Annotated in this window: 25 protein-coding genes; 18 read left to right on the top strand and 7 right to left on the bottom strand. The window is 64.3% G+C overall.

Annotated elements, in window-relative coordinates; all coding sequences use genetic code 11:
• Positions 1–28 precede the first annotated feature (28 nt).
• A complete protein-coding gene (locus B7X49_RS08710; protein ID WP_286839015.1) occupies positions 29–1117 on the top strand; it encodes an ion channel in 1089 nt (362 codons plus the stop codon).
• A gap of 129 nt (positions 1118–1246) precedes the next feature.
• On the opposite strand, the gene B7X49_RS08705 is transcribed toward B7X49_RS08710, so the two are convergent.
• Positions 1247–2119: a hypothetical protein gene (locus tag B7X49_RS08705; RefSeq protein WP_286702266.1), complete on the bottom strand. Its 873-nt coding sequence runs from the start codon at positions 2117–2119 to the stop codon at positions 1247–1249.
• Positions 2120–2351: 232 nt separating this feature from the next.
• On the opposite strand from B7X49_RS08705, the gene dapD reads away from it, so the two are divergent.
• The 3 genes from dapD to B7X49_RS08690 are packed head-to-tail and all read left to right on the top strand — an operon-like array spanning position 2352 to position 4911.
• Positions 2352–3191 carry a 2,3,4,5-tetrahydropyridine-2,6-dicarboxylate N-succinyltransferase gene (gene dapD / locus B7X49_RS08700; RefSeq protein WP_286702267.1) on the top strand — a complete coding sequence of 280 codons (840 nt, stop codon included), beginning with the start codon at positions 2352–2354 and terminating at the stop codon, positions 3189–3191.
• 2 nt (positions 3192–3193) lie between these two features.
• A complete protein-coding gene (dapE, locus tag B7X49_RS08695) occupies positions 3194–4306 on the top strand; it encodes a succinyl-diaminopimelate desuccinylase (RefSeq protein WP_408735554.1) in 1113 nt (370 codons plus the stop codon).
• Positions 4303–4911 (top strand): hypothetical protein, encoded by a 609-nt coding sequence (locus B7X49_RS08690; protein ID WP_029311858.1) that lies wholly within the window; start codon positions 4303–4305, stop codon positions 4909–4911. Before dapE ends, B7X49_RS08690 begins: the two co-directional genes overlap by 4 nt.
• Here B7X49_RS08690 and rsmI read toward each other — a convergent pair.
• Positions 4877–5716, bottom strand: coding sequence for a 16S rRNA (cytidine(1402)-2'-O)-methyltransferase (rsmI, locus tag B7X49_RS08685; RefSeq protein WP_324502831.1), 840 nt, complete (start codon positions 5714–5716; stop codon positions 4877–4879). The genes B7X49_RS08690 and rsmI overlap by 35 nt on opposite strands.
• 53 nt (positions 5717–5769) lie before the next feature.
• Here rsmI and B7X49_RS08680 point away from each other — a divergent pair, with 53 nt between their 5' ends.
• The 4 genes from B7X49_RS08680 to B7X49_RS08665 all read left to right on the top strand — a co-directional run bounded on the left by B7X49_RS08680 (position 5770) and on the right by B7X49_RS08665 (position 10048).
• Positions 5770–7077 carry a penicillin-binding protein activator gene (locus B7X49_RS08680; RefSeq protein WP_286702270.1) on the top strand — a complete coding sequence of 436 codons (1308 nt, stop codon included), beginning with the start codon at positions 5770–5772 and terminating at the stop codon, positions 7075–7077.
• Positions 7078–7093: 16 nt separating this feature from the next.
• Positions 7094–8494: a cell wall metabolism sensor histidine kinase WalK gene (locus B7X49_RS08675; RefSeq protein ID WP_286702271.1), complete on the top strand. Its 1401-nt coding sequence runs from the start codon at positions 7094–7096 to the stop codon at positions 8492–8494.
• A 79-nt stretch (positions 8495–8573) separates the two neighbouring features.
• The gene (locus tag B7X49_RS08670) at positions 8574–9461 is read left to right on the top strand and encodes a cation diffusion facilitator family transporter (protein ID WP_286702272.1); all 888 of its coding nucleotides are present in this window, start codon (positions 8574–8576) and stop codon (positions 9459–9461) included.
• Positions 9462–9490: 29 nt separating this feature from the next.
• Entirely contained in the window at positions 9491–10048 is a 558-nt protein-coding gene (locus B7X49_RS08665) for a cob(I)yrinic acid a,c-diamide adenosyltransferase (protein WP_286702273.1), read from the top strand.
• 20 nt (positions 10049–10068) lie between these two features.
• On the opposite strand, the gene B7X49_RS08660 is transcribed toward B7X49_RS08665, so the two are convergent.
• A complete protein-coding gene (locus B7X49_RS08660) occupies positions 10069–10461 on the bottom strand; it encodes a hypothetical protein (protein ID WP_286702274.1) in 393 nt (130 codons plus the stop codon).
• Between the two features lie 120 nt (positions 10462–10581).
• Here B7X49_RS08660 and B7X49_RS08655 point away from each other — a divergent pair, with 120 nt between their 5' ends.
• From B7X49_RS08655 to B7X49_RS08630, 6 genes are all read left to right on the top strand, one after another.
• Positions 10582–11355, top strand: a complete 774-nt coding sequence (locus tag B7X49_RS08655) for an SDR family oxidoreductase (protein ID WP_286702275.1) — start codon at positions 10582–10584, stop codon at positions 11353–11355.
• Positions 11352–12248, top strand: coding sequence for an NrtR DNA-binding winged helix domain-containing protein (locus B7X49_RS08650; protein ID WP_286702276.1), 897 nt, complete (start codon positions 11352–11354; stop codon positions 12246–12248). Before B7X49_RS08655 ends, B7X49_RS08650 begins: the two co-directional genes overlap by 4 nt.
• A 108-nt stretch (positions 12249–12356) precedes the next feature.
• Positions 12357–13340, top strand: coding sequence for a quinolinate synthase NadA (nadA, locus tag B7X49_RS08645; protein WP_324502945.1), 984 nt, complete (start codon positions 12357–12359; stop codon positions 13338–13340).
• On the top strand, positions 13337–14740 hold the full coding sequence (locus tag B7X49_RS08640) for an FAD-binding protein (RefSeq protein WP_286839006.1): 1404 nt from the start codon (positions 13337–13339) through the stop codon (positions 14738–14740). Before nadA ends, B7X49_RS08640 begins: the two co-directional genes overlap by 4 nt.
• Positions 14737–15582, top strand: a complete 846-nt coding sequence (gene nadC / locus B7X49_RS08635; protein WP_286702278.1) for a carboxylating nicotinate-nucleotide diphosphorylase — start codon at positions 14737–14739, stop codon at positions 15580–15582. The genes B7X49_RS08640 and nadC overlap by 4 nt, the downstream gene beginning before the upstream one ends.
• A 6-nt stretch (positions 15583–15588) precedes the next feature.
• Complete coding sequence (locus B7X49_RS08630; RefSeq protein WP_286702279.1) at positions 15589–16071, top strand: DUF3429 domain-containing protein; 483 nt, start codon at positions 15589–15591, stop codon at positions 16069–16071.
• 30 nt (positions 16072–16101) lie between these two features.
• On the opposite strand, the gene B7X49_RS08625 is transcribed toward B7X49_RS08630, so the two are convergent.
• Entirely contained in the window at positions 16102–16860 is a 759-nt protein-coding gene (locus B7X49_RS08625; protein WP_286702280.1) for a molybdopterin-binding protein, read from the bottom strand.
• A gap of 7 nt (positions 16861–16867) precedes the next feature.
• Positions 16868–17869, bottom strand: coding sequence for an 8-oxo-dGTP diphosphatase MutT (gene mutT / locus B7X49_RS08620; RefSeq protein WP_286702281.1), 1002 nt, complete (start codon positions 17867–17869; stop codon positions 16868–16870).
• Between the two features lie 125 nt (positions 17870–17994).
• On the opposite strand from mutT, the gene B7X49_RS08615 reads away from it, so the two are divergent.
• The 4 genes from B7X49_RS08615 to B7X49_RS08600 all read left to right on the top strand — a co-directional run bounded on the left by B7X49_RS08615 (position 17995) and on the right by B7X49_RS08600 (position 20858).
• Positions 17995–19245, top strand: coding sequence for a glutamate-5-semialdehyde dehydrogenase (locus tag B7X49_RS08615; protein WP_286839002.1), 1251 nt, complete (start codon positions 17995–17997; stop codon positions 19243–19245).
• Positions 19245–19862 (top strand): nicotinate-nucleotide adenylyltransferase, encoded by a 618-nt coding sequence (locus B7X49_RS08610; protein ID WP_286702423.1) that lies wholly within the window; start codon positions 19245–19247, stop codon positions 19860–19862. The genes B7X49_RS08615 and B7X49_RS08610 overlap by 1 nt, the downstream gene beginning before the upstream one ends.
• Positions 19863–19948: 86 nt before the next feature.
• Positions 19949–20389 (top strand): ribosome silencing factor, encoded by a 441-nt coding sequence (gene rsfS, locus B7X49_RS08605; RefSeq protein WP_286702283.1) that lies wholly within the window; start codon positions 19949–19951, stop codon positions 20387–20389.
• Entirely contained in the window at positions 20376–20858 is a 483-nt protein-coding gene (locus B7X49_RS08600) for a 23S rRNA (pseudouridine(1915)-N(3))-methyltransferase RlmH (RefSeq protein ID WP_286702284.1), read from the top strand. Before rsfS ends, B7X49_RS08600 begins: the two co-directional genes overlap by 14 nt.
• Positions 20859–20899: 41 nt before the next feature.
• Here the strand turns inward: B7X49_RS08600 and B7X49_RS08595 are convergent, their stop codons facing one another.
• Together B7X49_RS08595 and B7X49_RS08590 are read right to left on the bottom strand one after the other, a co-directional pair.
• Positions 20900–21559, bottom strand: coding sequence for a hypothetical protein (locus tag B7X49_RS08595; protein ID WP_286702285.1), 660 nt, complete (start codon positions 21557–21559; stop codon positions 20900–20902).
• A gap of 119 nt (positions 21560–21678) precedes the next feature.
• Positions 21679–22251, bottom strand: coding sequence for a hypothetical protein (locus tag B7X49_RS08590; RefSeq protein ID WP_286839001.1), 573 nt, complete (start codon positions 22249–22251; stop codon positions 21679–21681).
• Positions 22252–22571 lie beyond the last annotated feature (320 nt).

Here is a 22571-nt window from a genome sequence, read left to right as displayed (position 1 = left end):
TGGATGAGTTCAATCAGCGGGATGCGGCGTGCTCACCGGCGCTGCTGAGACCTTACACCCGGCGTTGCGGTCGATCAGGCTGTTTTACAATCGCTGGTACCGCCGCCTTCGGATGGATCTGTGGTTTCCGCAGCTGCCGCTCGCGATCGCCGTGGGCGGTGCCGGTGCGTTTGCGATCCTTCCGACTGTTCGGCGCTACGCTGCCGAATATCTACATCTCAATCTCAGTCATCTGTTCAATGCGCTCCACCCGATTTCTGGCCATGTGCCGCGACTCATCCTGTCGGGCGTACCGACGGTCGTGGTCGGGACGTTGCAGATCCTTATCGCGATCGGGCTGCTGGGTCGGTCACGCATCGCCTGGCTTTCGGCACTCGGCATCACCATCGCGCAATTGGCACTGACGATCCATCAATCCGCCGGCACGATCGTCTCAAGCGAAACGGTCTATATCGTCGTGCTACTTCTGGCCCTCGTGCTGGCACGCGACGCATTTTCACGATCATCGCTGGCCGCCGGCACATTATTCGCCCTGGCATCGGTCCTGGTTTTGATCGTCTATGGTACTCTAGGCTCGTTTCTGCTCGGCGCCGGCTTTACGCCGCCGATCACCAACCTGCCGAATGCCTTTTATTTTGTGATCGTGACCATGTCGACGGTAGGCTACGGCGACATCCTGCCAAAAAGCAATGAAGCGAGGCTGTTCGTCGTATCGTTGATCGTTCTCGGACTGACTGTGTTCGCGACGGCGCTGACTGCGGTGATCGGTCCGGTCCTGCAAAGCCGGATCAATCAGACGATGGGTCCCAGGAGAAAAAAAATGAAACGCGTCAGTCACTTCATCATCACCGGACACGGCGCACTCGCCCGCAACACGGCGCGAGAATTGCGCAAGCGGGACGAACCGGTTCTGGTCATTATCGAGGATGGCGATACCAGCTTCGGCGATGCGGAAACCGTGATTGGCGACCCGACCGAGTTGGAAACTTTGCGCGAGGCTGGTGGCGAGCATGCGCGCGCGATCTTGGCCCTCTCGGATGACGATTCCGAGAGAAAGTTGCTGCCGTCAGCACGCGCAAGAATCTTGAGCGCGTACGCCGAGTTCATCCCGACATGATCCTGGCGGCGCCGGTATTCGGCAGCGAGGTACTCGCCATGGCACTGACCGAAGAAAAAATCGACGGCGATTGGCTTTTGAGCCGATTTTTGGATGTCCGTCCGGCGAGCAATTAAGCAATGCTGACCATCACTCAGGCGGTTGCCAAATTCTGACGGCGGGACGGGCCTGTGCGGCGGCTTTGAGGCGGGCCTGCTCCAGTCCCTGGCGTGCCCGCATCAGCAGTGTCGCTGGATCATCGCCCGATTGCGGCCAACGTGACGCGATGCCAATTGCGGCGTGGCGGCCCGAGCCCGCCAACAGCGAATCCAGCCGGGCGACAATTCGATCGCCGCGCTCGGCCGCAATCAGATGATCGACACCGTCGCACCACGCAGCAAGCCTGGTCGGGCCGATACGCCCGAGCAAATCGACCGGTCTTAGCATTTCCTGCAAGCAAGCCACTGAGCCTTTGACGACGATTGATGAGGCCTCCGGCGCGCTCGAACCATCGCTGCGGACCCAGCCGAACGCGAACATCGTGCCGATTCTACCCTCGATATCAAGGCGATCGAATCGTCGATCGATCTGTTCGATGAAACTTGGCAAGCACCAAAGCCCGGTCTCGGGGTCCAGCGCGGGGGGAACCACGCCGTCAGACCCAAGCATCAACCGCTCCGCGAACGGTGCCAGCAGTGGCGCGATCTCGCGCAGAAGCCGCTCATCATCCGCATTCAACCGCCGATCACCGCAACTCCGCCATGCCACAAGGTAGACTTCAGCCGGCTTACTCTGCCCCGGTGTTGAACGCGGCACGACGACCGAGACCGTCTCGGCACCGGCAACATCTGCAAGGCCAATGCCGGCGGGGTAATCCGCAAGGACTGTATCGCCCTGCCCTGCCCCGACGGTGCGGCGGCAGGCAAGCACGATGCCAGCATCGGCCAGTTCGGTCGCGATCAGGGCACAGGCCGCGGAGATGGCGGTTGCTGCGTCAGGCAAAGTGAGCAGACTGTCCAGCAAGCGTGCAAGTGCCGACCCTCTGGCCACAACGGCATCGGAAAGCGCTCTGCCGGCCGTTGCGTTCGGATAATGTACGATGTGCTGATCCGTCATGTCGGCACTATGCGATGACAAAATGAACGGATGGTTAATCGATCGGCCGGCTCCCGGCGTCCAAAGGAGCCTGGACAGCGTTGACAGCCCCATCGCTCCTGCTCATGGTCCGCCGTCATCAAAAACGGAACGCACACGCATGGACCAGGCCTCCCTTCAGTCTGCAATCGAGATGCTTTGGCAGAACCGCGACAAGCTGGTCAGCGGCCAGCGGGGGGGCGAGCAGGCGGCCATCGTGGAGACGCTCGACCTGCTCGACCGTGGCGTTCTGCGGGTCGCCGAATTTGAAAACGGCAACTGGACCGTTCATCAATGGGTCAAGCAGGCGATTTTATTGTCGTTCCGCATCATGCCCAACGCGCCGATGCCAGGTGCGGGTGGCGCGCCGGTGTTCGATAAGGTCGCGATGAAATTCACCGATTGGGATACAAACCGCTTCGCCGACGCCGGCATCCGCGCGGTGCCCGGGGCTGTGGTTCGCCACTCCGCGCATATTTCGCGCGGGGCGGTTCTGATGCCCTGTTTCATCAATGTGGGTGCACGGGTCGGTGAGGATACGATGATCGATACGTGGTCGACCGTCGGGTCCTGCGCGCAGGTCGGCCGCAACTGCCATATCAGCGGCGGTGTCGGCATCGGCGGCGTGCTGGAACCGTTGCAGGCCAACCCCGTGATCATCGAGGACGATTGTTTCATTGGCGCCCGCTCGGAAGTAGCCGAAGGCGTGATCGTCGAACGTGGCGCGGTCCTCTCGATGGGTGTGTTTCTTGGCGCATCGACCCGAATCGTCGATCGGGCGACCGGCGACGTCAGCTACGGGCGGGTGCCGGCCTATTCGGTGGTGGTGCCCGGCAGCATGTCCGGCAAGCCCCTGCCGGACGGCTCGCAGGGGCCTTCGCTGGCCTGCGCGGTCATCGTCAAGCGAGTCGATGCGCAGACACGTTCGAAAACCGCGATCAACGAGTTGTTGCGCGCGTGATCCTGACCGATCCGCTGCCGCTGGCGCAGGCTTTGATCGCTTGTCCGTCCGTGACGCCGCAGGATGGCGGCGCGCAGACGGTCGTGGCCGATGCGCTCACGCGGCTCGGCTTTACCGTCGAGACGCTGCGCTTTGGCAAGGTTGCCAATCTGATCGCGCGATTTGGCCGGGGCTCACCCCATTTCGCCTTCGCAGGCCATACCGATGTCGTGCCTCCCGGCGGCGGTTGGCGGCATGATCCGTTTTCCGGCATCGTCGAAGACGGAGTGCTGTTCGGCCGCGGCGCGGTCGACATGAAGGGGGCGATTGCCGCCTTTATCGCGGGCTTCGCCGGCCGCGCCGCGGGGGCGAGGACCGGCACAGTGTCCATGCTGATCACGGGCGATGAGGAGGGCGAGGCGGTCGATGGTACGATGCGCATCCTCGACCATCTGCGCCAGACCGATGCCCTCCCCGATCTCTGCCTCGTCGGAGAGCCGACCTGCCGTGTGGCGCTCGGCGATACCATAAAAATCGGGCGTCGCGGGTCGATCTCGGCGCGGATCACGGTGCGGGGCGTCCAGGGGCACGTGGCGTATCCGCACCTGGCGGATAACCCCGTGCACCGGCTTCTCACGGCGCTCGAAAGCTTGCGCGCCCGCGTGCTCGATACCGGGAACGACTGGTTCGAACCATCAAGCCTGCAGGTCACCAGCGTCGATGTCGACAATCCCACTGGCAACGTCATCCCGCCGGAGGCGAACGCCGCGCTGAACATCCGCTTCAACACCGAGCACGACGGCGCGGCGCTGGGCCGCTGGATCACCGCGACGGTGCAAGCCATCGCGCCCGACGCGCAGTGCGATATCAGGCTCAGCGGTGAGGCGTTCCTGACACAGCCGGGCGATTTTACAGCAAAATTGGCCGCGGCGATCGGCGCGACGACAGGGATCAGTCCCAGGCTCGACACCGGGGGTGGCACTTCGGACGCGCGGTTTATCACCCACTACTGTCCGGTCGCGGAGTTTGGTCTGGTGGGGCGCAGCATGCACCGCATCGACGAAGCGGTACCGGTGACGGAGCTTCGCGGTCTTGCTAGCGTTTACGGCGCTGTTCTCGATTCGATTTTCGCATGAGCGGCAATCGCAAACGCGTCAAATTGCCCGAGGGCAACATCGTGCGTGGCCTGTTCCGGCTCGCCCGCGGCGATGTCGGGGGCATGCGTGAATTCGGCAACACGACGGAAGCGTTTTCCGCCTCCATTGCGCCGCTGCTAGCGTTTCCGCTGGTCAGTGCCGTTCTGTTCGGATTGACCGGGCACTGGCTCCTCGCCGTTGTGATGCTGTTGTCGCGAGTCTGCGGCGTGTTGTTGCAGCCGGTCATTACCGAACTGGCTGCCCGCTACCTTGCCAGCCGAGCGACCTGGCTGATCACCAGCACAGCGCTCAACTGGTCGATCTGGCTGCTGATTCCGCTCACGCTGATCGGCGGGCTGGTCTCGAGCGGGTTGGTCAGCCTCGGGATCGATGGGCGCTACGCCGTCATCGGCTCACTTGTTGGCAGTTTTGTCTATCTGCTCTGGATCCAATGCCTGATCATGCGTACGGGCCTGCGGCTGACCTGGCTGTTTGCGGTGCCGATCGTGATCGGGATGAATATTCTGATCCTGGCGGTCTGCCTTGAACCGTTCCTGGTGCATCCGAGCCTTATGGCTCTGATTGTTCATCCTGGCGTAAAGTAAGCGCGCGCGCGTAAACCTGCTTGCGCGGCAGATCGAGCGCCCGCGCAACGGAAGTGGCCGCGTCCTTGATGCTCATGGTTTCGAGGGCGTCGTGCAAGGCATCGTCGAGTTCGGCATCGGTCGCGACATAATCAGGTGCGGGGCCGATCACCAGCGTGATCTCGCCGCGCGGGGCGGTGGTCCGAAAATGGACGGCCAGCCCCTCCAGCCCATCGCGCCGGATTTCCTCAAAGCGCTTGGTGAGCTCACGACCGACCGCTGCCGCGCGGTTGCCCAGCACTGCCGCGCAATCATCGAGCGATGCGATCAGGCGGTGCGGTGCTTCATAAAAGATCAATGTCGCGTTCAAACCCGCCCGCTCGGCGTTGGCCACCCGTTCGAGCACCGCACGCCGCGCGGCGGAACGCGGCGGCAGAAACCCCATGAACAGGAACGGATGCGGCGGCAGCCCCGATAGCGCCAGCGCCATCATCGCCGCATTCGGCCCCGGTACCGCGCTGATCGTGAGGCCCGCAGCGATCGCTGCGCGCACCAACCGAAATCCCGGATCGGCAATCAGCGGTGCGCCAGCATCGCTGACCAGGGCAAACCGGCGTCCGCCGCGCATTGCCGCAATCAGCGGTTCGGTGAGCCCGGCCTCGTTATGGTCGTGCAGGGCTTGCAGCCGCGTTCCGATGCCATTGAGCGCCAGTAATGGTGCTGTAACGCGCGTATCCTCGCACAATATGATATCGGACTCACGTAGCGCCGCTACCGCCCGCGGCGAGAGATCACCCAGGTTGCCGATCGGGGTGGAAACCAGCACAAGTGCAGGCCGATGATCCCCAACGGACTCGGTCGAATGAATAGGAGCTTCAGATGTCACACCGCGCATTAACGCCTCTGAGGCTCACCCTGGCAACAGTAGCCGCGACATCTCTGCTTCTGTCATCCTGTACCGAACCCGCCCCCACCCTGCCCGGCGTCACCCCTGCAACGGGCATTGCGCCGCCGCCGGCCGCGCCTGACAGCGGGCGGACGTCCGGCCCTGTCGCGTTGCTGGTGCCTTTGTCGGGGCCGCTGGCCGCCATCGGCCAGTCGATCGAACAATCGGTCAAGCTTGCTTTCACGGCACCGGGTGCGCCGGCGCTCGATGTGCGCGACACCGGCGGCACGCCGCAGGGTGCCGCCGCCGCCGCACAGGCTGCAATCGCGGCCGGCGATGGATTGATTCTCGGGCCGCTGACCAAAAACGATACCCAGGCCGTTGCACCGATCGCCCATGCAGCCAACGTCAATGTGCTGGCGTTCACCAATGACGAAACGGTCGCGGCCCCCGGCGTCTGGCCGCTCGGTGTTTCACCGGGGCAGCAGGTTCGCCGGGTTGTATCCTACGCCGCCGATCACGGACGTACCCGCACGGCCGCGATCCTGCCGGAAAACGCTTATGGTCGGCTGATGGGCAGCGCCTTGCAGGCGCAGGCGCAACAGCTTGGGGAACCATCGCCGCAGATCAGCTATTTCGGGTCATCGTTTTCCAGCCTGACCCAGACGGTGCGCAGCGTTTCCGACTTCGACAGCCGCGGCGCGGGAATCGAGGCGCGTATCCGCGCCGCGCGCGCCCAGGACAACGAAGCCGGGCGCATCGCCGCCGCCAAGCTGGAGCGCCAGCCGATTCCGCCGCCGCCGTTCGATGCGCTGCTGGTCGGCGCGACGGGTGAGCAGTTGGCGGAAATCGGCACGCTGCTGCCCTATTACGAGGCTGCCCCGCCGCAGATCCAATTGCTCGGCCCGGCACTCTGGGCGCGCGATGCAACGGCGATGGCCAGCCATGATTCGCTCCGCGGCGCGCTGTACGCGGCGCCCGACCCTTCGCTGGGCGTCGGATTCCAACAGAAATTCCAGTCGGTTTATGGCAATCCGCCGCCGTCGAGCGTTGATAATGTCGCATTCGATGCCGGCGCCATCGCGGTTCTGGCCGCGCGCGAAGGCGGCTTCACGGCCGAGACTCTGACCAACCCGACCGGCTTTTCAGGGACCGACGGCGTCTTCCGCCTCGATGCGGACGGTCATGTCCAGCGTGGGCTCGCGGTGTTCAAGGTGGAGCCGGGCGGTCCGCAAATCGTCTCACCGGCACCATCCGACCTGCCGCCGCCGCCCGCCGCCGCCGCGCCACCAACCAGCTGATCCCCCGGCAATATCAGTGAACCGCCCGATCGCGACGATTGCCGCCTGGCTCGGCTTTCCGCCGTTTATCGCTTTGATCATCGTGATCGCGACCGGGACGCTGCGACCCTGGGAGGGGTTGCTCTGCCTGTTCGGCTGCATGGTCTGGTCGATCGGTGCCGGCGCGATTTTGGCGCGCGACCTGCGCCGATTCGGTGCCAGCCTGGCCGGCGAATCGGGGGGCGATTTCCACCTCGTCACGCCCGGACTTGCCCAGCTCGCCGAGCGGGCACGCCAGACGATCGATGCCGAACGCCGCTCGCGCCAAACGATCGCAACTGACGCCAGCACCAGCCAGTCGCTGCTCGAACGCCTGCCGGATGCGCTGTTCCAGTTCGAGGGGCCGCCCGGCATGCGCCGCGTGGTGTGGCGCAATCCCGCAGCGGCCAATGCCTATGGCACCGAGGAATCGGCGCTGCTGCGCCACCCTGCCCTGCGCACCGCATTACAGGCCGCCGAGGGAACCAACGAGCCGATTCGCACCACGGTCAGCCTTGCAGCACCGATTCCGCGCGATCTCGATGCAACCGTGATCCGCACCGATTCGAGCGATCGATCGGCACCGCTGTATTTGCTTTTGACCGACCGTACCCGTGAGCGCGGCCTGGAGCGGATGCGGGCCGATTTCGTAGCTAACGCGAGCCACGAGTTGCGCACGCCGCTGACCAGCCTGATCGGATTTATCGAAACATTGCAGGGACCCGCGCTGGGCGATGCCGAGGCGCTGCCGCGCTTTCTCACGATCATGGGCGAGCAGGCGGCACGGATGCAGCGGATCATCGCGGATCTGCTCAGCCTGTCGCGCATCGAGATGACCGAACATCAGCCCCCGGCCGAGATGGTCGATATCGTGCCGCTGCTGCGCCAGGTCGCGGCGTTCATGGAGCCGATCCTGCGGGATGGCCGCACCAGCATAAAACTCGATCTGATGGATGAAATGCCCAGCATTCGCGGCGACGCCGGGCAGTTGACCCAGGTGTTCGGCAACCTGATCGACAATGCCGTGAAATACAGCGCCCTCAAGCACGGCAAGGGTGGCGGCGCGGTGACCTTGACCACGGTTGTGACGCCGACGCCGCAATACGCGGCACCCGGCATTCTGATCAGCGTCGCCGATGACGGTCCAGGCATCGCGCGCGAGCACCTGCCGCGCCTGACCGAGCGTTTCTACCGGGCGGACAAAGGGCGCTCGCGCGCGATCGGCGGAACCGGGCTTGGCCTTGCGATCGTCAAGCATGTGGTGTCACGCCACCGCGGCCGCCTGACCATCGAAAGTGTCGAGGGCGAAGGGACCACCTGCCATGTCTGGCTGCCGCTGATCGGAGAGACCAACCGCGCCGCGCCGGACCGGCCACGTCCTAAAGGGGGCGAGGGCTGATTCCCCTGCAATCTGGCGTGCATTCACCCGCCGCTCTGGGGTATGCAGTGGCGCGCAACACGAGGACACGCGACAGAGGATGACCGCACCGTTACGTTTCGCCGCCGGCAGCCTGATGATCGGCATCCTGGCCCTGGCCGTCAAAGCCGCTGCCTGGCAGGTCAGCGGATCGGCGGCGCTGTATTCCGATGCGCTGGAATCCCTGGTGAACGTGTTCGCCGCGCTGATGGTGATTTTTGCGCTGCAAACCGCCGCCAAACCGGCCGATTTCGAGCATCCTTATGGCCACGCCAAGGCCGAGCTGCTCAGCGCCGTGGCCGAGGGTGGGCTGATCGTGTTTGCCGCGGTGCTAATCCTCGAGACCGCGGTCAAGACCATCCTGGCACCGCATCTGCCGGCGAGCCCGTGGCTTGGGCTCGCGCTGAATGCCAGCGGCGGGGTGATCAACGCGCTGTGGGCGCTGGTACTCAGCCGTTCTGGCGCGACAAAACGCTTCCCGGCCCTCGCTGCGGATCAGGCGCATCTGGTGGCCGATGCGATCACCACGGTCGGCATTATCGCCGGCCTGACGCTCGCCGTGCTGGCGCGCCTGCCGATTCTCGATCCGCTGATCGCGATTGCGATTGCCATCCAGATCGCGGTGATTGGCGGGCGCACCATCATGCGCTCGCTCAGCCTGCTGCTCGACCGCGCGCCGCCGCCGGATATCGTGGCGCGCATCCGCAGCCTGGTCGGCACCCATGCGGTCGGCGCGATCGAGGCGCACGACATGCGGATGCGCCAGGCCGGTCGCTCCAGCTTTCTTGAATTTCATCTTGTCGTGCCGGGAGACATGTCCGTCGCGGAATCCCACACCATATGCGATCGGATCGAAGCGGCACTGAAGGATGAGATGCCCGGCGTCATCATCACTATTCATGTCGAACCCGATCACAAGGCAAAACATCAGGGCATCCTGGTCGTTTGACCAGGGGCCGCAGAAGGAACTGAAGGACCATGCTTCGACTCGATCGTATCGTGACCCGTGGCGGCGATGGCGGCGAAACCTCGCTCGCCGATGGTTCACGCCTGCCGAAACACCATCCACGCATCCAGGTGCTCGGCGCACTGGACGAAACCAACACGGCCATCGGATCATTGCGCGTGGTCTGCGCCGATCATCCCGCCATCGATCATCTGCTGGCGCAAATCCAGAACGATCTGTTCGATCTCGGCGCCGATCTTGCGACGCCCGGCCCCACGCGCCGCGGTCCGCCACTCAGCGAAGATTATCTGATCAAGCTAGAGGATGCCGCGAAAACCCTCAATGAGACGATCGAGCCGCTGCGCAGCTTCGTGCTACCCGGCGGCACCGAAGCGGCCGCCCGCGCGCATCTGGCCCGCACGATTGCCCGGCGCGCCGAACGCGACCTCGTCGCACTCGCCGCCGCCGAGGCGATCTCGCCGGTTCTGATCCCGTACATGAACCGGGTATCGGACGTTATGTTCATCCTCGCCCGCCTGCTCAATGACGGCGGCAAGGGTGATATTCTGTGGGTGCCGGGCGGCCGATAAGCCGCCGCTGCTTCGAACGGTCAGAGCAGGTGAAAACCGGCGACCTTGCCAGCGTCGAGATTGAGGCTGGTCAGCACCTGATCGCCGTTGTGCAGGGTCACTTCGAAAATATAGTTGATGAACTGGCCGACTTTCTGGGTCGTGATGAATTTGACGCTGTAGGGTTGCGCCAGCGGGATCTTGGAGTCGATGATCTGCGCCTGGGCTCCGAACTTCTTGGAATCCACGCTGGCTTTGAATCCATCGGACGCCGGTGCCACGAAGGCGCTGTAGTCGGGATGGGCGATGGCGCCGAGCATTTGTTTCATGTCGGTCGTCGCCAGTGCGGTTTCCGAGGTTGCGGCTCGTGCGGCCGGCAGGCCGACCACCGTGAGGGCCGCCATCGTCAAACCCGCACACATCAATTTTTTCATCGCATTTCCTTTTTCATCGTCGATCGGCCCGGCCCGCGTCGTCGCATTGCGCGGATCGTGCTGTAAAATTGCACGGATCGTGCCGGCCTGCCATCATGACGGCTTCACGGAGAACGATCAATGACCGAGCAGTTTCGCGGCCGCCGTGCCCTGGTGACCGGCGCTTCCAGCGGGATCGGCGCCGATATCGCCCGTCAACTCGCCCAGCGCGGCGCCGATCTGGTGCTGGTCGCCCGCCGCGCCGACCGGCTGGAGACGCTTGCGACAGAATGCCGGCTGTTCGGCGTCGATGTGGAGACCGCGCCGGCTGATCTGGCCGATCCGCAAGCGAGCAGCGCGCTTGCCGCACGGTTTCCTGAAACCGATATCCTGATCAACAACGCCGGGCTCGGCGCGTTCGGCCGTTTCACCGAAACCGAGTACGACAAGATCGAGCGGATGATCGCGGTCAACATCACATCGCTGACCCATCTGACCCGCTTGTTCGCACCTGCCATGGCCGCGCGTGGCTGGGGGCGGATCATGCTAGTCGCCTCGACCGCCGGGTTCCAGCCGGTGCCGCTCTATGCCGTCTATGCCGCGACCAAAGCGTATGTCCTGTCGTTCGGCGGCGCGCTCAATGTGGAACTCGCCCCCAGCGGCGTGACGACCACGGTGCTCTGCCCCGGCACCACCAGGACGGAGTTTTTCGAGGTCGCCGCCCAGACCAAATCGCCCCTGATCGAGCGGAACGCCATGGGCAGCGCAGATGTCGCCCGCATCGGGCTCGATGCTCTGGCCAAAGGCCGCGCGACGGTGATCAGCGGTGCTGTGAACAACGCCATGGCATTCGGCACGCGCTTCGCCCCCCGCAGCCTGACCGCCCAACTCGCCTACCGGATCATGAAGCCTTGAGTGGCGCGCAGCCGATCCATGCCGAACTGATCGCCGTTATCGTTGCCGTCTCCGACGGCGCACCAAGGGTTCTGACGCTGAGCGATGGCACCGCCCTGCCCGCCGGCCCGCTGGAATCCGGCCACCGCTCGCTCCAGGCGGGGTTGCGCAACTGGGTCGAACGCCAGACCGGCCATACGCTGGGCCATATCGAGCAACTCTACACGTTCGCCGACCCCGATCGCAGCCGGGCCGGGCGGAGTATTTCCATCTCGTATCTGGGCCTGACCCGCGAAACCCGCACGAAACTCGGCGGGCAGGTATCCTGGCAGGATTGGTATCGGTATTTCCCGTGGGAGGATCGCCGCGCGCCGGCCATTTTGGTTGAGTCCACCATCAAGCCCGGCCTGACACGCTGGGTAGACGATGCGGCCGACCGGCAGTCCCGCGCCGCGCGCTGCTTCGCGCTCGACGGCGCACCGTGGAACGAGGATCTGGCCCTATCGCGCTATGAATTGCTCTACGAGGCCGGGCTGGTGCGTGAAGCGGCGCGGGACGGCCGGCCGGTGCATGGCGATTTCGCACCAGGGATCGCGATGACCGCCGATCATCGCCGGATTCTGGCGACCGCGATCAGCCGGTTGCGCGCTACGATCAAATATCGGCCGGTCGTGTTCGAACTGCTGCCCGATCAGTTCACCCTGCTCGATCTGCAACGCTGCATCGAGGCTTTGGCAGGGCATACGCTGCATAAGGGCAATTTCCGCCGCCTGATCGAAGGCCAGACTCTCCTGGAAGAGACCGGAACATTGGCAACCGGCCCGGGCCGCCCCGCCAAATTATATCGGTTCAGCGCTGCGATCCGCGCCGAGCGCGCCCAGGCCGGAACCAGGCTGCCGCTCGCGCGGCCTTGACCTGAATATACTCAGCTTTAATATTATTGGGGTATAGCACGATCCAGATCGTGCAATTTCGGCCATAAATATACTCAATTCGAGTATAAGGATCATCCAGTGACCATCATGATGGACGCCCTCGCCGACCCCGTTTATGCCAAGCTGGCGCAGCATGTGCCGCCTGGCGAATGGGTGTTGATGCATGAAGACATCTCCGCGATCCGCGCGCTCAAGCGCGAGCGCGACGCGATCATTCTTGCTCATAACTACCAGACCCCCGAGATTTACCACGGCGTCGCCGATATCGTGGGTGACAGCCTGGCGCTCGCGCGTGAAGCGATGATGACCAGTGCTTCGGTGATCGTCGTGGCCGGCGTGCATTTCATGGCCGAGACCGCAAAAATCCTGAACCCCACCAAAACCGTGCTCATTCCGGACAGCCGCGCCGGTTGTTCTCTGGCCGAGAGCATCACAGCAGCAGATGTCCGCAAGCTGCGCGAGCAGCATCCTGGGATACCGCTGATCGCCTATGTGAATACCTCGGCCGCGGTCAAAGCCGAGGTCGATTACTGCTGTACCTCGGCCAACGCGCGGAAGGTCGTGGAGCACGCTGCGGCGCGGGCGGGCACCGATACCGTGATCATGCTGCCGGACCGCTTTCTGGCAGGGAACACGGCGCGCGAAACCAAGGTGAAGATCATCGCATGGGATGGCGCCTGCGAAGTGCATGAGCGATTCACGGCGCACGATATCGCCCAAGTCCGCGCCCAGTTTCCGGACGTGACGGTACTGGCCCATCCGGAATGTCCCGAAGAGGTCGTCAACGCTTCGGATTTCGCCGGCTCGACCGCGGCGCTGGCCGATTACGTCGCGCGGTATCGGCCCGCGCGGGTGGTACTGATTACCGAATGCTCGATGGCCGACAATATCGCCGCCGCCAATCCGGCCACGCAATTCGTCAAACCCTGTAACCTCTGCCCGCATATGAAGCGGATCACGCTCGGCAATATCCGCCATGCGCTTGAAACCATGACCGAGCAGGTGGTGATCGACCCGGCATTGGCAGCCCGCGCGCGGGTCTCGGTCGAGCGGATGCTGGACATCCCATGAAACACATCATTGGCGCAGGCATTGCCGGGCTGGCCGCCGCGCTTGCGATGGCGCCTGAACCGGTCACGCTGATCACATCCGGCACGCTTGATCACGGCGCCGCCAGCCTGTGGTCGCAGGGCGGCATCGCCGCCGCGATCGGGGCTGACGACTCCCCTGCCCTGCACAGTGCCGATACGATCGCGGCCGGCGATGGTCTGTGCGATCCGGTCGCCGTAAGCCGTGAGGGGCTCGGATTGGAGGCCGCACACACGCGACGCCGCATCGTGCATGTGCGCGACCGTACCGGGCTGGCGATCACGCAGGCGTTGGCCACTGCGGTGCGTGCGGCATCGCATGTTAGGGTTATCGAGCGCACCATCGTGCGCGATTTGCATGCTCCGAACGGCGTGGTTGCCGGGCTGTGGATCGACCGCGACGATACGCCGAGCTATTTGCCGAGCGATGCCGTTCTGATCGCCACCGGTGGCATCGGCGCGCTCTATCGCCACAGTAGCAACCCGGCCGGCGCTACCGGCAGCGGACTTGCAGTAGCAGCGCGCGCCGGTGCCGTGTTGCGCGATCTGGAATTCATCCAATTTCACCCTACCGGTCTGAATACCGGATTGACCCCGATGCCGCTGATCTCCGAGGCCGTGCGGGGTGAAGGCGCACGGCTGATCGATGAGACCGGTGCGCGATTCACCGACGAACTCGCACCGCGCGATGCGGTTTCGCGCGCGGTGTTCCGCCATCTCGGCCTGAATCATAGCGTGTTGCTCGATGCTACCGGAATTTCGGATTTTGCCGCGCGCTTCCCGACGATCGATGCAGCCTGCAAAGCCTCCGGCATCGATCCCGCGGTGCAGCCGATTCCAGTTTGCCCGGTTGCGCATTATCATATGGGCGGCATCGCGGTGGATGCGGCCGGGCGGACCAGCATCGGCCGGTTGTTCGCCGCCGGTGAGGCCGCCTGCACCGGGCTACATGGTGCCAACCGCCTGGCGAGCAATTCGCTGCTGGAAGCCTTCGTCACCGGTCAGGATGCCGGGCGTGCCATGACGATGGTGACGGCCGCGCCCGATCATATCTGGCCCCGCGCCCCTGAACCACGTTCGAATGATTCTGAGCTGATCAGTGATCTGGTCAGCCGTCATCTCGGCGTTCTGCGTGATCATGCGGGGCTGGCCACGATGATTGCACGGCTCCTGCCGCTCGCCGGCGGCAGCGATGCCGCGCTGATCGCGCTGATGACCGCGGTTTGCGCGATCGATCGTACCGAGAGCCGCGGCGCGCATTGCCGGACCGATCATGCCGCGCCATCCGCCCAGGCACTTCACTCCAGCATCACCATGCGGCAGGCTCTTTCGCGGGCTGCCACGCTGATCGATACCGGCATCCATGTCGGACGCGCCGCATGAGCCCGTTGCCGCGACTGCTGATTGAACCGCTGGTCCGCGCTGCCCTGCTCGAAGATCTGGGCCGTGCCGGGGATATCACCGCCGATGCGGTGATTCCCGCGGATGCCGTCACAAGCGTCGCGTTCGTGGCACGCGAACCCGGCACCATAGCGGGGCTTGATTGCGCGGCGATCGCCTTTGCCTTGCTCGACCCTGCCCTGGTGCTCGATATTTTGGTGCCGGATGGCAGTCAGGTACAACCCGGCGAGACGATTGCGACGCTCGAAGGCAAGGCGCGGGCCATCCTGGCCGGTGAGCGGGTGGCGCTGAATTTTCTGGGTCAATTGTCGGGCGTCGCCACCGCGACCCATGGTATTGCCCGATCGATCGCGCATACGCATGCGAAAATCACCTGCACGCGCAAGACCATCCCGACGATGCGGGCGCTGCAGAAATACGCGGTGCGCTGCGGCGGCGGCGCCAATCATCGGTTCGGGCTCGATGATGCGATTCTGATCAAGGATAATCACATCGCGATTGCCGGCGGCGTCGGCATCGCCATCGGCCGCGCGCGGGGCGCCGCCGGGCATCTGGTCAAGATCGAATGTGAGGTCGATACGCTCGAGCAACTGCGCGAGGCGCTCGATGCCGGGGCCGACGCCGTGTTGCTCGACAATATGAGCCTCGATGATCTGCGCATCGCCGTCGGGCTCGCCAAAGCCCGTGCGATCACCGAGGCTTCGGGCCGCATCACGCCCGACACTGCGCCGGCCATCGCCGAAACCGGTGTCGATCTGATTTCCGCGGGCTGGCTGACCCATAGTGCGCGGGTGCTGGATATTGGCCTCGATTTCATGACATAAGCGGGCATGAACCGATCGCCCTTTACCACCGCCGTCCTGCTCACCGCTGCCGGCGCCGTACCGTTTCTGGCCTGTCTTGCCGTGATCATTACCCAGCCGACCAACGCACCAGCGGCGACGGTGGTGATGATCGATTATGGCGCCTGCATCCTCAGTTTTCTGGGCGCGGTGCATTGGGGGTTCGCGCTCGAGCCGGGCGGGGTGGTGATCGACCCGCGGCTCAATCACCAGCGCCTGAGCTTCGGCATCGCGCCTGCCCTGATCGCCTGGGCCGCGCTGCTGATCCTGACACTGGCGGCCGCCCCGCGCGCGGCGATCGCGATGCTGATCGCCGGATTTTTTGCCACCATCATCGGCGAGACGATCGGGCGCGGCCGCGACCTTGTGGCTTCGAATTATCTGGCGATGCGCTGGACCGTTTCGATCGTGGTGCTGGCGGTGCTGATCATTACGTTCTTCATCGAAGTGATCGGCATGCGGCACGGCTGATCGGCCGGTTCGGGCGGGACGCCGGCTTGGCTAAACCGGCGGCTCGCCTTTGATCGCCGTGATATCCTGCGATGCGATCAGGCTTTCGGCTTCGGTGATCGCGGCATCCAACGCTGTCTCATCGGTGCCCTTCGCGACGATTGCCACGCCGCCGCCGGTTTCGCGGTAGAACGGGTAGCTGCCGAGATCGAGCATGGGGTAGCGGTTCTGGATGGCGCTGAGCCCGGCGGCGATGCTGCCTTCCTTGACGCCGATGCCATGGACCGCGCGCATCGCGATCGGCGTACCCTGGCCGAGGCTGGGTTCGAGGCCGGTGAACATCGATTGCATGATGCGCGGCACGCCGGCCATGACATGGACATTGCCGATCGAGAATCCGGGCGCGATGGTCATCGCGGTCGGGATGGGAACGGCGCCGCGCGGCAGAGTGGCCATGCGCTGACGGGCCTCGTTGAAGTTCTCGGCGCCGAGGTGCTTCTCCATCGCATCCCAGGTCGGCTGGTGTTTTTCCCAGGGCACGCCGAAGGCGGCGGCGATGCATTCGGAGGTGATATCGTCATGCGTCGGCCCGATGCCGCCGGTGGTGAACAGATTGTCGTAGGCGGCGCGCAGTTCGTTGACGGCGCGGATGATGCGTTCGGGGATATCCGGCACGACGCGCACCTCCTCGAGCTTGTGGCCGATCGCGGCGAGGCGGGTGGCGATGAATTTGACGTTGATGTCCTGGGTCCGGCCGGAGAGGATTTCGTTGCCGATAATCAGGATGGCGGCGGTTTTATTGGCGGTCATGATGTCCTCAGAGAAAATCGCGCAGGAGCGGGATCAGCGGCCGGTCGGCCGGCGGCATCGGGTATTCTTCGAGTTGGGTCGGATCGACCCAGGCGAGGGCCTGGCCCTCGCGCGATTGCGGTGTGCCCTGCCAGCGGCGGCAGAGATAGAGCGGCATCATCAGATGGAACGTTTCGTAGCCGTGCGAGGCGAAGGCGAAGGGGGCGACATCCGCCGTGCGGACGGTGATGCCGAGTTCTTCATCGAGTTCGCGGACCAGGGCGGCTTCGGGCGTTTCGCCCGGCGCGAGTTTGCCGCCGGGAAACTCCCAGAGGCCGGCGAGTTTTTTGCCGGCGGGGCGGCGGGCGAGCAGGATTTTGCCGCTCTTGTCGATCAGAGCACACGCGGCGACCAGCAGGAGGGGCTTCGTATCGTTGGCCGGCGCGGCGGGCTTGGGTGCGGCGTCGCGGAAGGCGATATCTTCGCGGGTGATCGCGAAATGGCGCACCGCCTGGCGGATGCCGGGGCGGCTGATGAATTTTTCATGACCGGTGCCGGTTTCGGTGAAGCCGGCGCGGCGGAGCACGGCGAGCGAGGCGGCGTTGTCATCGGCCACGGTCGCGATCACGCGGTGCATGCCAAGCTCGGCGAAGCCCCAGCGGAGCAGATGCAGCACCGCCTGCCGGCCATGCCCCCTGCCCCAGGCGCGCCGGGCGACCCAGTAGCCGAGGGCGGCGTTCTCGCCCGATTTGTCGAGCCGCAGGCCGGCGCAGCCGATCATGGCCTGGGTGCCATCGGTGCCTGGCTCATCGGTGATGGCGAACTGGTAGGCGCGGCCGGCGGCGCGGTCGGCCATGGCGGCGTCAATCCAGTCGCGCGCGAGGGGCGCCGGGTAGGGAAACGGTGCTTCGGGCAGAAGGCGGCAGATTTCCCAATCGTTGATCAAAAGGTGAAACCGCGCGGCATCGCCCGCCTCGATCAGGCGTAGCGTGGTGGTCACCGGCTTGGCAGAGATGGTGGTTGAGGACACGGGACTCCTGACGCTCGGTTCACGATGGAACTGGGATAGCCGGTCCGCCGCCGCGCCGGAAGGTGCTGGCGGGACACAGTGTGGTGGCGGTTGATTTGCGGCGATGGTCGGCGCAAATCTTGGTGATGGACATGCCGATCAATCCCATCGACCAATGGTTGCAGACCGAGGGCGTTGCCGCGCGTGCGGCGGGGCGGGTGCTGGCGATGGCGCCGGCGGCGCAGCGCGATGCGGCGTTGCGGGCGGGCGCGGCGGCGTTGCGGGAACTTGGCGAGATTATTCTGGCGGCGAATGCGCGGGATGTGGCGGCGCATACCGGCACAGCGGCGTTCCGTGACCGGTTGCTCCTGACGCCGGAGCGAATCGAGGCGATGGCGGCGGGGTTGGAGATTGTGGCGGATCTGCCCGATCCGCTGGCCGGGGTTCTGGCGGAATGGACGCGGCCGAACGGGCTGGTGATCCGGCGGGTGGCGCAGCCGATCGGGGTGATCGGGATGATTTACGAGAGCCGGCCCAACGTGGGCGCCGATGCCGCCGCGATCTGTCTGAAATCGGGCAATGCGGTGATTTTGCGCGGCGGATCGGACAGCCAGCATTCGGCACGGGCGATCAATCAGGCGATCAGCGCGGGGTTGGAGGCGGCCGGGCTGCCGGGGGCGTGTGTGCAGATTGCGCCGACGGTGGATCGCGCGTTTGTTGCGGCGATGCTGAGGGCGACGGGGGTGATTGATCTGATCATCCCGCGCGGTGGAAAATCGCTGGTCGAGCGTGTGCAGCGCGAGGCGCTGGTGCCGGTTCTGGCGCATGCCGAGGGGCTTAATCATACGTATGTTCATGCCGAGGCCGATTTCGCGATGGCGCGGGCGGTGCTGGCCAATGCCAAGATGCGGCGGACCGGGGTGTGCGGTGCGACCGAGACGCTGCTGATTGATACGGCGGTTGCGGATGCGCTGCTGCCGGTGATCGTGGCGGATCTGGCGGCGCTGGGCTGCGAATGCCGGGGGGATGCGCGGGCGCGGGCGATTGTGGCGATGGCGGCGGCGGATTTCGATACCGAGTGGCTCGATGCGGTGCTGTCGGTTGCGGTGGTGGATGGGTTGGAGGCGGCGCTCGCGCATATCGCGCGTCATGGATCGTCGCATACCGATGCGATCATTACAGACAATGCTGATGTCGCGCAGGCGTTTCTGGCGGGGATCGATAGTGCGGTGGGGCTGTGGAATGCCTCGACGCAGTTTTGCGATGGTGGGGAATTCGGGTTCGGGGCGGAGATTGGCATTGCGACCGGGCGGATTCATGCGCGCGGGCCGGTGGGGCCGGCGCAATTGACGAGTTTTCGGTATCAGGTGATCGGGACCGGCCAGGTGCGGCCCTGATTGCTGAGCCTCTGCCACGATTTGGCGATCGGCGGCGGTTGCGGATCGGGTTGCTGGGGGGGAGTTTCAACCCGGCGCATGCGGGACATTTGCATGTGGCGCGGGCGGCGATGCGGGCGCTGGGGCTGGATCAGGTGTGGTTGCTGGTATCGCCGGGGAATCCGTTGAAGCCGCAGGCCGGGATGGCGCCGATGGCGGTGCGGCTGGGCTCGGCGCGGGCGATTGCGGATGGGCGACGGGTTTTGGCGACGTCGATCGAGGGGATGCTGGGGACGCGCTATACTGCTGATACGCTGGCGGAACTGAAGCGGCGGTTTCCTTGTGCGCGGTTTGTCTGGTTGATGGGGGCGGATAATCTGGCGCAATTGCCGCGGTGGGATCGGTGGCGATCGATCGTGCGGGCGGTGCCGATTGCGGTGTTGCCGCGACCCGGGGAGACGCGGGCGGCGCTGGCGGGGAAGGCCGCGCATGGGCTGCGGCATGCTCGGGGGAGTGCGCGGTTGCTCGCGCTGCGGCGGCCGCCGGCGTGGACATGGTTGCCAGTGCGTGAGAATCCGCTATCAGCCACTGCATTGCGTGCGTTACGGCGCAATCGTTCATCAGGAGACCGATCATAACCCGCCCGCCGACCCGTACGACCACGTCCCCCGCCGCCCCGCGCAAGCCGGCGGCGAAGCGCAAGCCGCCTACACCGGTTGAAATTGTGCCGAAGGCGCCTGGATCGCCGCGCAAGAAGGCGGTGATTGCCGGGCCGAAGCCGCGCGTGCGGAAATCGGCCGAGAAATCGCCCGATCTGCTGGAGCGGATGCAGGTTGCGATCGTGACCAGTCTGGAAGACGACAAGGCTGAGGAGATCGTGGCGCTTGACCTGGCGGGGCGGGCGAGTTTTGCCGACCGGATGGTGATTGCGACGGGTTTGGCGGACCGCCAGATTGCGGCGATGGCGACGCATCTGATCGAAAAACTTGCCGAGCTTGGGGTGAAGCGGGTGCAGACCGAGGGGGCTTCGGGCTCGGACTGGGTGCTGGTGGATGCCGGGGATATTGTGGTGCATCTGTTCAAGGCGGAAGCGCGGGCGCTGTATGCGCTTGAAAAAATGTGGGGCCCTGACCTGGATGAACCCGTGATCGATGAGGGCGGCTGAGTCCCGGCTGCGGGTGATTGCGGTCGGGCGGGAGAGTTCCGGGCCGGAAGCCGAATTATTTGCGCGCTATGCGAAGCGGATGAACCCGGTGCTCGGGTTGGTGGCGCTGGCGGATGGCGTGGGGAGCGCTGCTGAGATCAAGCGGCGCGAATCGGCGTTGATATTGGCGAAAATCGGGGCTGGGGATTTTGTCGTGGCCCTCGATCAGGGTGGCGCGATGCCGGATAGTGTTGGGTTGGCCACGATGTTTGCGGGGTGGCGGGATTCCGGGCGGGCGGTTGCTTTTGTGATCGGCGGGGCTGAGGGGTTGGATGGGGCGGTTTTGGCGCGGGCGGAGGCGCGGTTGTCGCTGGGGCGGCTGACCTTGCCGCATATGCTGGCGCGGGTTTTGCTGGCGGAGCAGCTTTACCGGGCGCAGTGCATTCTGGCGGGGCATCCGTATCATCGGGCCGGTCGGCCATCGGATTAGTTACGATATCGTAACGTTTTGGGCGTGATTCGGGGTTGGGGTCAGGCGGTAATTTTTGTTGGTTTGAGCCAGGGCGGCCAGAAGCGGTTTTCGGGGCCGAAGGGGGTGGGGCGTGGGAGCGCGCCTTCGGCGTAGGGGCCGCGCGGGTAGGGTTCTGGCCGGCGCCTGGGTTTGGTGCGTTTGTGGGGGATTTCGGGTTTGGGGCGGGCGAGTTGTTCGGGGCGTTCGATGCCGAGGGCGTAGCATAGCGGGCGGAGGATGCGGCCGAGTGCGGGTGTTGCGGCGATGAGTTCGTGCATGGCGGGGTCGGTGAGGAGATGTTCGAGTTCGGCGCGCGCCATGGCGATGCCGGTGCGCCGGCCGGGGAGGTTTTCGATCAGCCAGCCGTAGCCGCCGGGGGGACAATGTTCGAGCGGGCGGGAAAATTTCGGGACCGGGGTTGGTTTGGGTGGCCGGGGGCGGGTTTGCGGCCTGGGGGTTTGCAGGCTGGGGTACTGGGTTGGGATGCGGGGTTGCTTGCGGGTGAACAGGCTGACGAAGCGGCGGGCCAGGCTGTCGACGCGCGCCCACATCATGATCATGAGGGGGATGGCGACGCGGGCGCGGACGGATTCGTGGGCGGTGGATTCGAGCAGCAGATCGAGAATCGCCGCGAGGCGTTGGATGGGCGTGGGCTCGGGTAGGGGTTGATCCTCGGTCACGGGGTGAGAAGACCACGACGGGCGGGGGGTGGGCAAGCGGTTTGTTTATGGTTTGTTCGTCTGCACGATGGATGGTGGGCGCGCGGCACGGTGGGGCCGCGCTCCGACTCGGACGAGGGTTATGGCTGCTCGGCGGTGGCGAGGGTTGGTGCGGGTTGGGGGAAATTGGGCAAAGGTTCGCCGTAGACTTCGACCTGATCGAGGTGGAGGTAGTTGCGGGTGAGCAGGCGGATGCGGACGAACCGGCCGGGGATGGGGATGGTGGGTTTGAAGATGAGGGGGTTGCCATCGATGCCGCCGAAGGGTTCATCGGTTTCGCGGCGGTAGACTTCAATTAGGTGATCCGGCGTGAAGCCAATATCGATCGCGAGGCGGGCTGAACGTCCAATTGTTGATGAATCGTCAAGCCTGTTAAACAGTCGCACTTCGGAAATACCATTTATATCATTTAAATCCACCCGCCACCATGCGGGATCGTCGAGATCGGTGTGAAACTTGAATGTCCCATCAATTTTGCCATTGACTGCGCCGCGAGATTCGCAGGCCATTTCTGTATCTCTGGACCACAAACTGAGTGAACTTTGAATACAGTCTTTGTTTCGACTAATCAGCTCAATAAAACTTCCATCGAACTTTTTCTTTAAGACGTCAAACTTAAACCCCTCGGTAACAACATTTTTCCAATACTGCAACAGAACTGTGTCTTCCGTTTTGTTGCGCTCTTCTAATATCTTGTCAATCCTACCGTCATAATATGCCTTCTCGTAATCGGCCTGCTGAGCGAATACACCGCTTGTACTCCTCTGCGAACGTAAAATAAAATCTTGTTTTGATTTAAAAACATAATGGTTTATAATCCCTTTTGCGACAGATTTTTCGAAAAACTGGTTATTTCGAATTCTCTTGAATGTAATATCCGTGCCTATCCGGTTAAGTCAGACACCCACTACATGTGGGGTGGACCCATGCTCCCGAATAAAGCTGGGCATAGGTTGGCGCCTCGGCGCCGCCC

Origin of the sequence: Acidiphilium sp. 34-64-41 (assembly GCF_002282635.1) — a bacterium.
Taxonomy (GTDB): Bacteria; Pseudomonadota; Alphaproteobacteria; order Acetobacterales; family Acetobacteraceae; genus Acidiphilium; species Acidiphilium rubrum.
This window is presented reverse-complemented; position numbering and strand designations above follow the sequence as displayed.

Excerpts from the sequence above, each read along its gene's own strand:
- dapD (WP_286702267.1), top strand. The coding sequence starts at position 2,352 with ATGGACCAGGCCTCCCTTCAGTCTGCAATCGAGATGCTTTGGCAGAAC.
- B7X49_RS08690 (WP_029311858.1), top strand. The coding sequence starts at position 4,303 with ATGAGCGGCAATCGCAAACGCGTCAAATTGCCCGAGGGCAACATCGTG.
- B7X49_RS08680 (WP_286702270.1), top strand. The coding sequence starts at position 5,770 with ATGTCACACCGCGCATTAACGCCTCTGAGGCTCACCCTGGCAACAGTA.
- B7X49_RS08670 (WP_286702272.1), top strand. The coding sequence starts at position 8,574 with ATGACCGCACCGTTACGTTTCGCCGCCGGCAGCCTGATGATCGGCATC.
- B7X49_RS08665 (WP_286702273.1), top strand. The coding sequence starts at position 9,491 with ATGCTTCGACTCGATCGTATCGTGACCCGTGGCGGCGATGGCGGCGAA.
- B7X49_RS08660 (WP_286702274.1), bottom strand. The coding sequence starts at position 10,461 with ATGAAAAAATTGATGTGTGCGGGTTTGACGATGGCGGCCCTCACGGTG.
- B7X49_RS08655 (WP_286702275.1), top strand. The coding sequence starts at position 10,582 with ATGACCGAGCAGTTTCGCGGCCGCCGTGCCCTGGTGACCGGCGCTTCC.
- nadA (WP_324502945.1), top strand. The coding sequence starts at position 12,357 with ATGATGGACGCCCTCGCCGACCCCGTTTATGCCAAGCTGGCGCAGCAT.
- B7X49_RS08640 (WP_286839006.1), top strand. The coding sequence starts at position 13,337 with ATGAAACACATCATTGGCGCAGGCATTGCCGGGCTGGCCGCCGCGCTT.
- nadC (WP_286702278.1), top strand. The coding sequence starts at position 14,737 with ATGAGCCCGTTGCCGCGACTGCTGATTGAACCGCTGGTCCGCGCTGCC.
- B7X49_RS08630 (WP_286702279.1), top strand. The coding sequence starts at position 15,589 with ATGAACCGATCGCCCTTTACCACCGCCGTCCTGCTCACCGCTGCCGGC.
- B7X49_RS08625 (WP_286702280.1), bottom strand. The coding sequence starts at position 16,860 with ATGACCGCCAATAAAACCGCCGCCATCCTGATTATCGGCAACGAAATC.
- B7X49_RS08615 (WP_286839002.1), top strand. The coding sequence starts at position 17,995 with ATGGACATGCCGATCAATCCCATCGACCAATGGTTGCAGACCGAGGGC.
- B7X49_RS08600 (WP_286702284.1), top strand. The coding sequence starts at position 20,376 with ATGAGGGCGGCTGAGTCCCGGCTGCGGGTGATTGCGGTCGGGCGGGAG.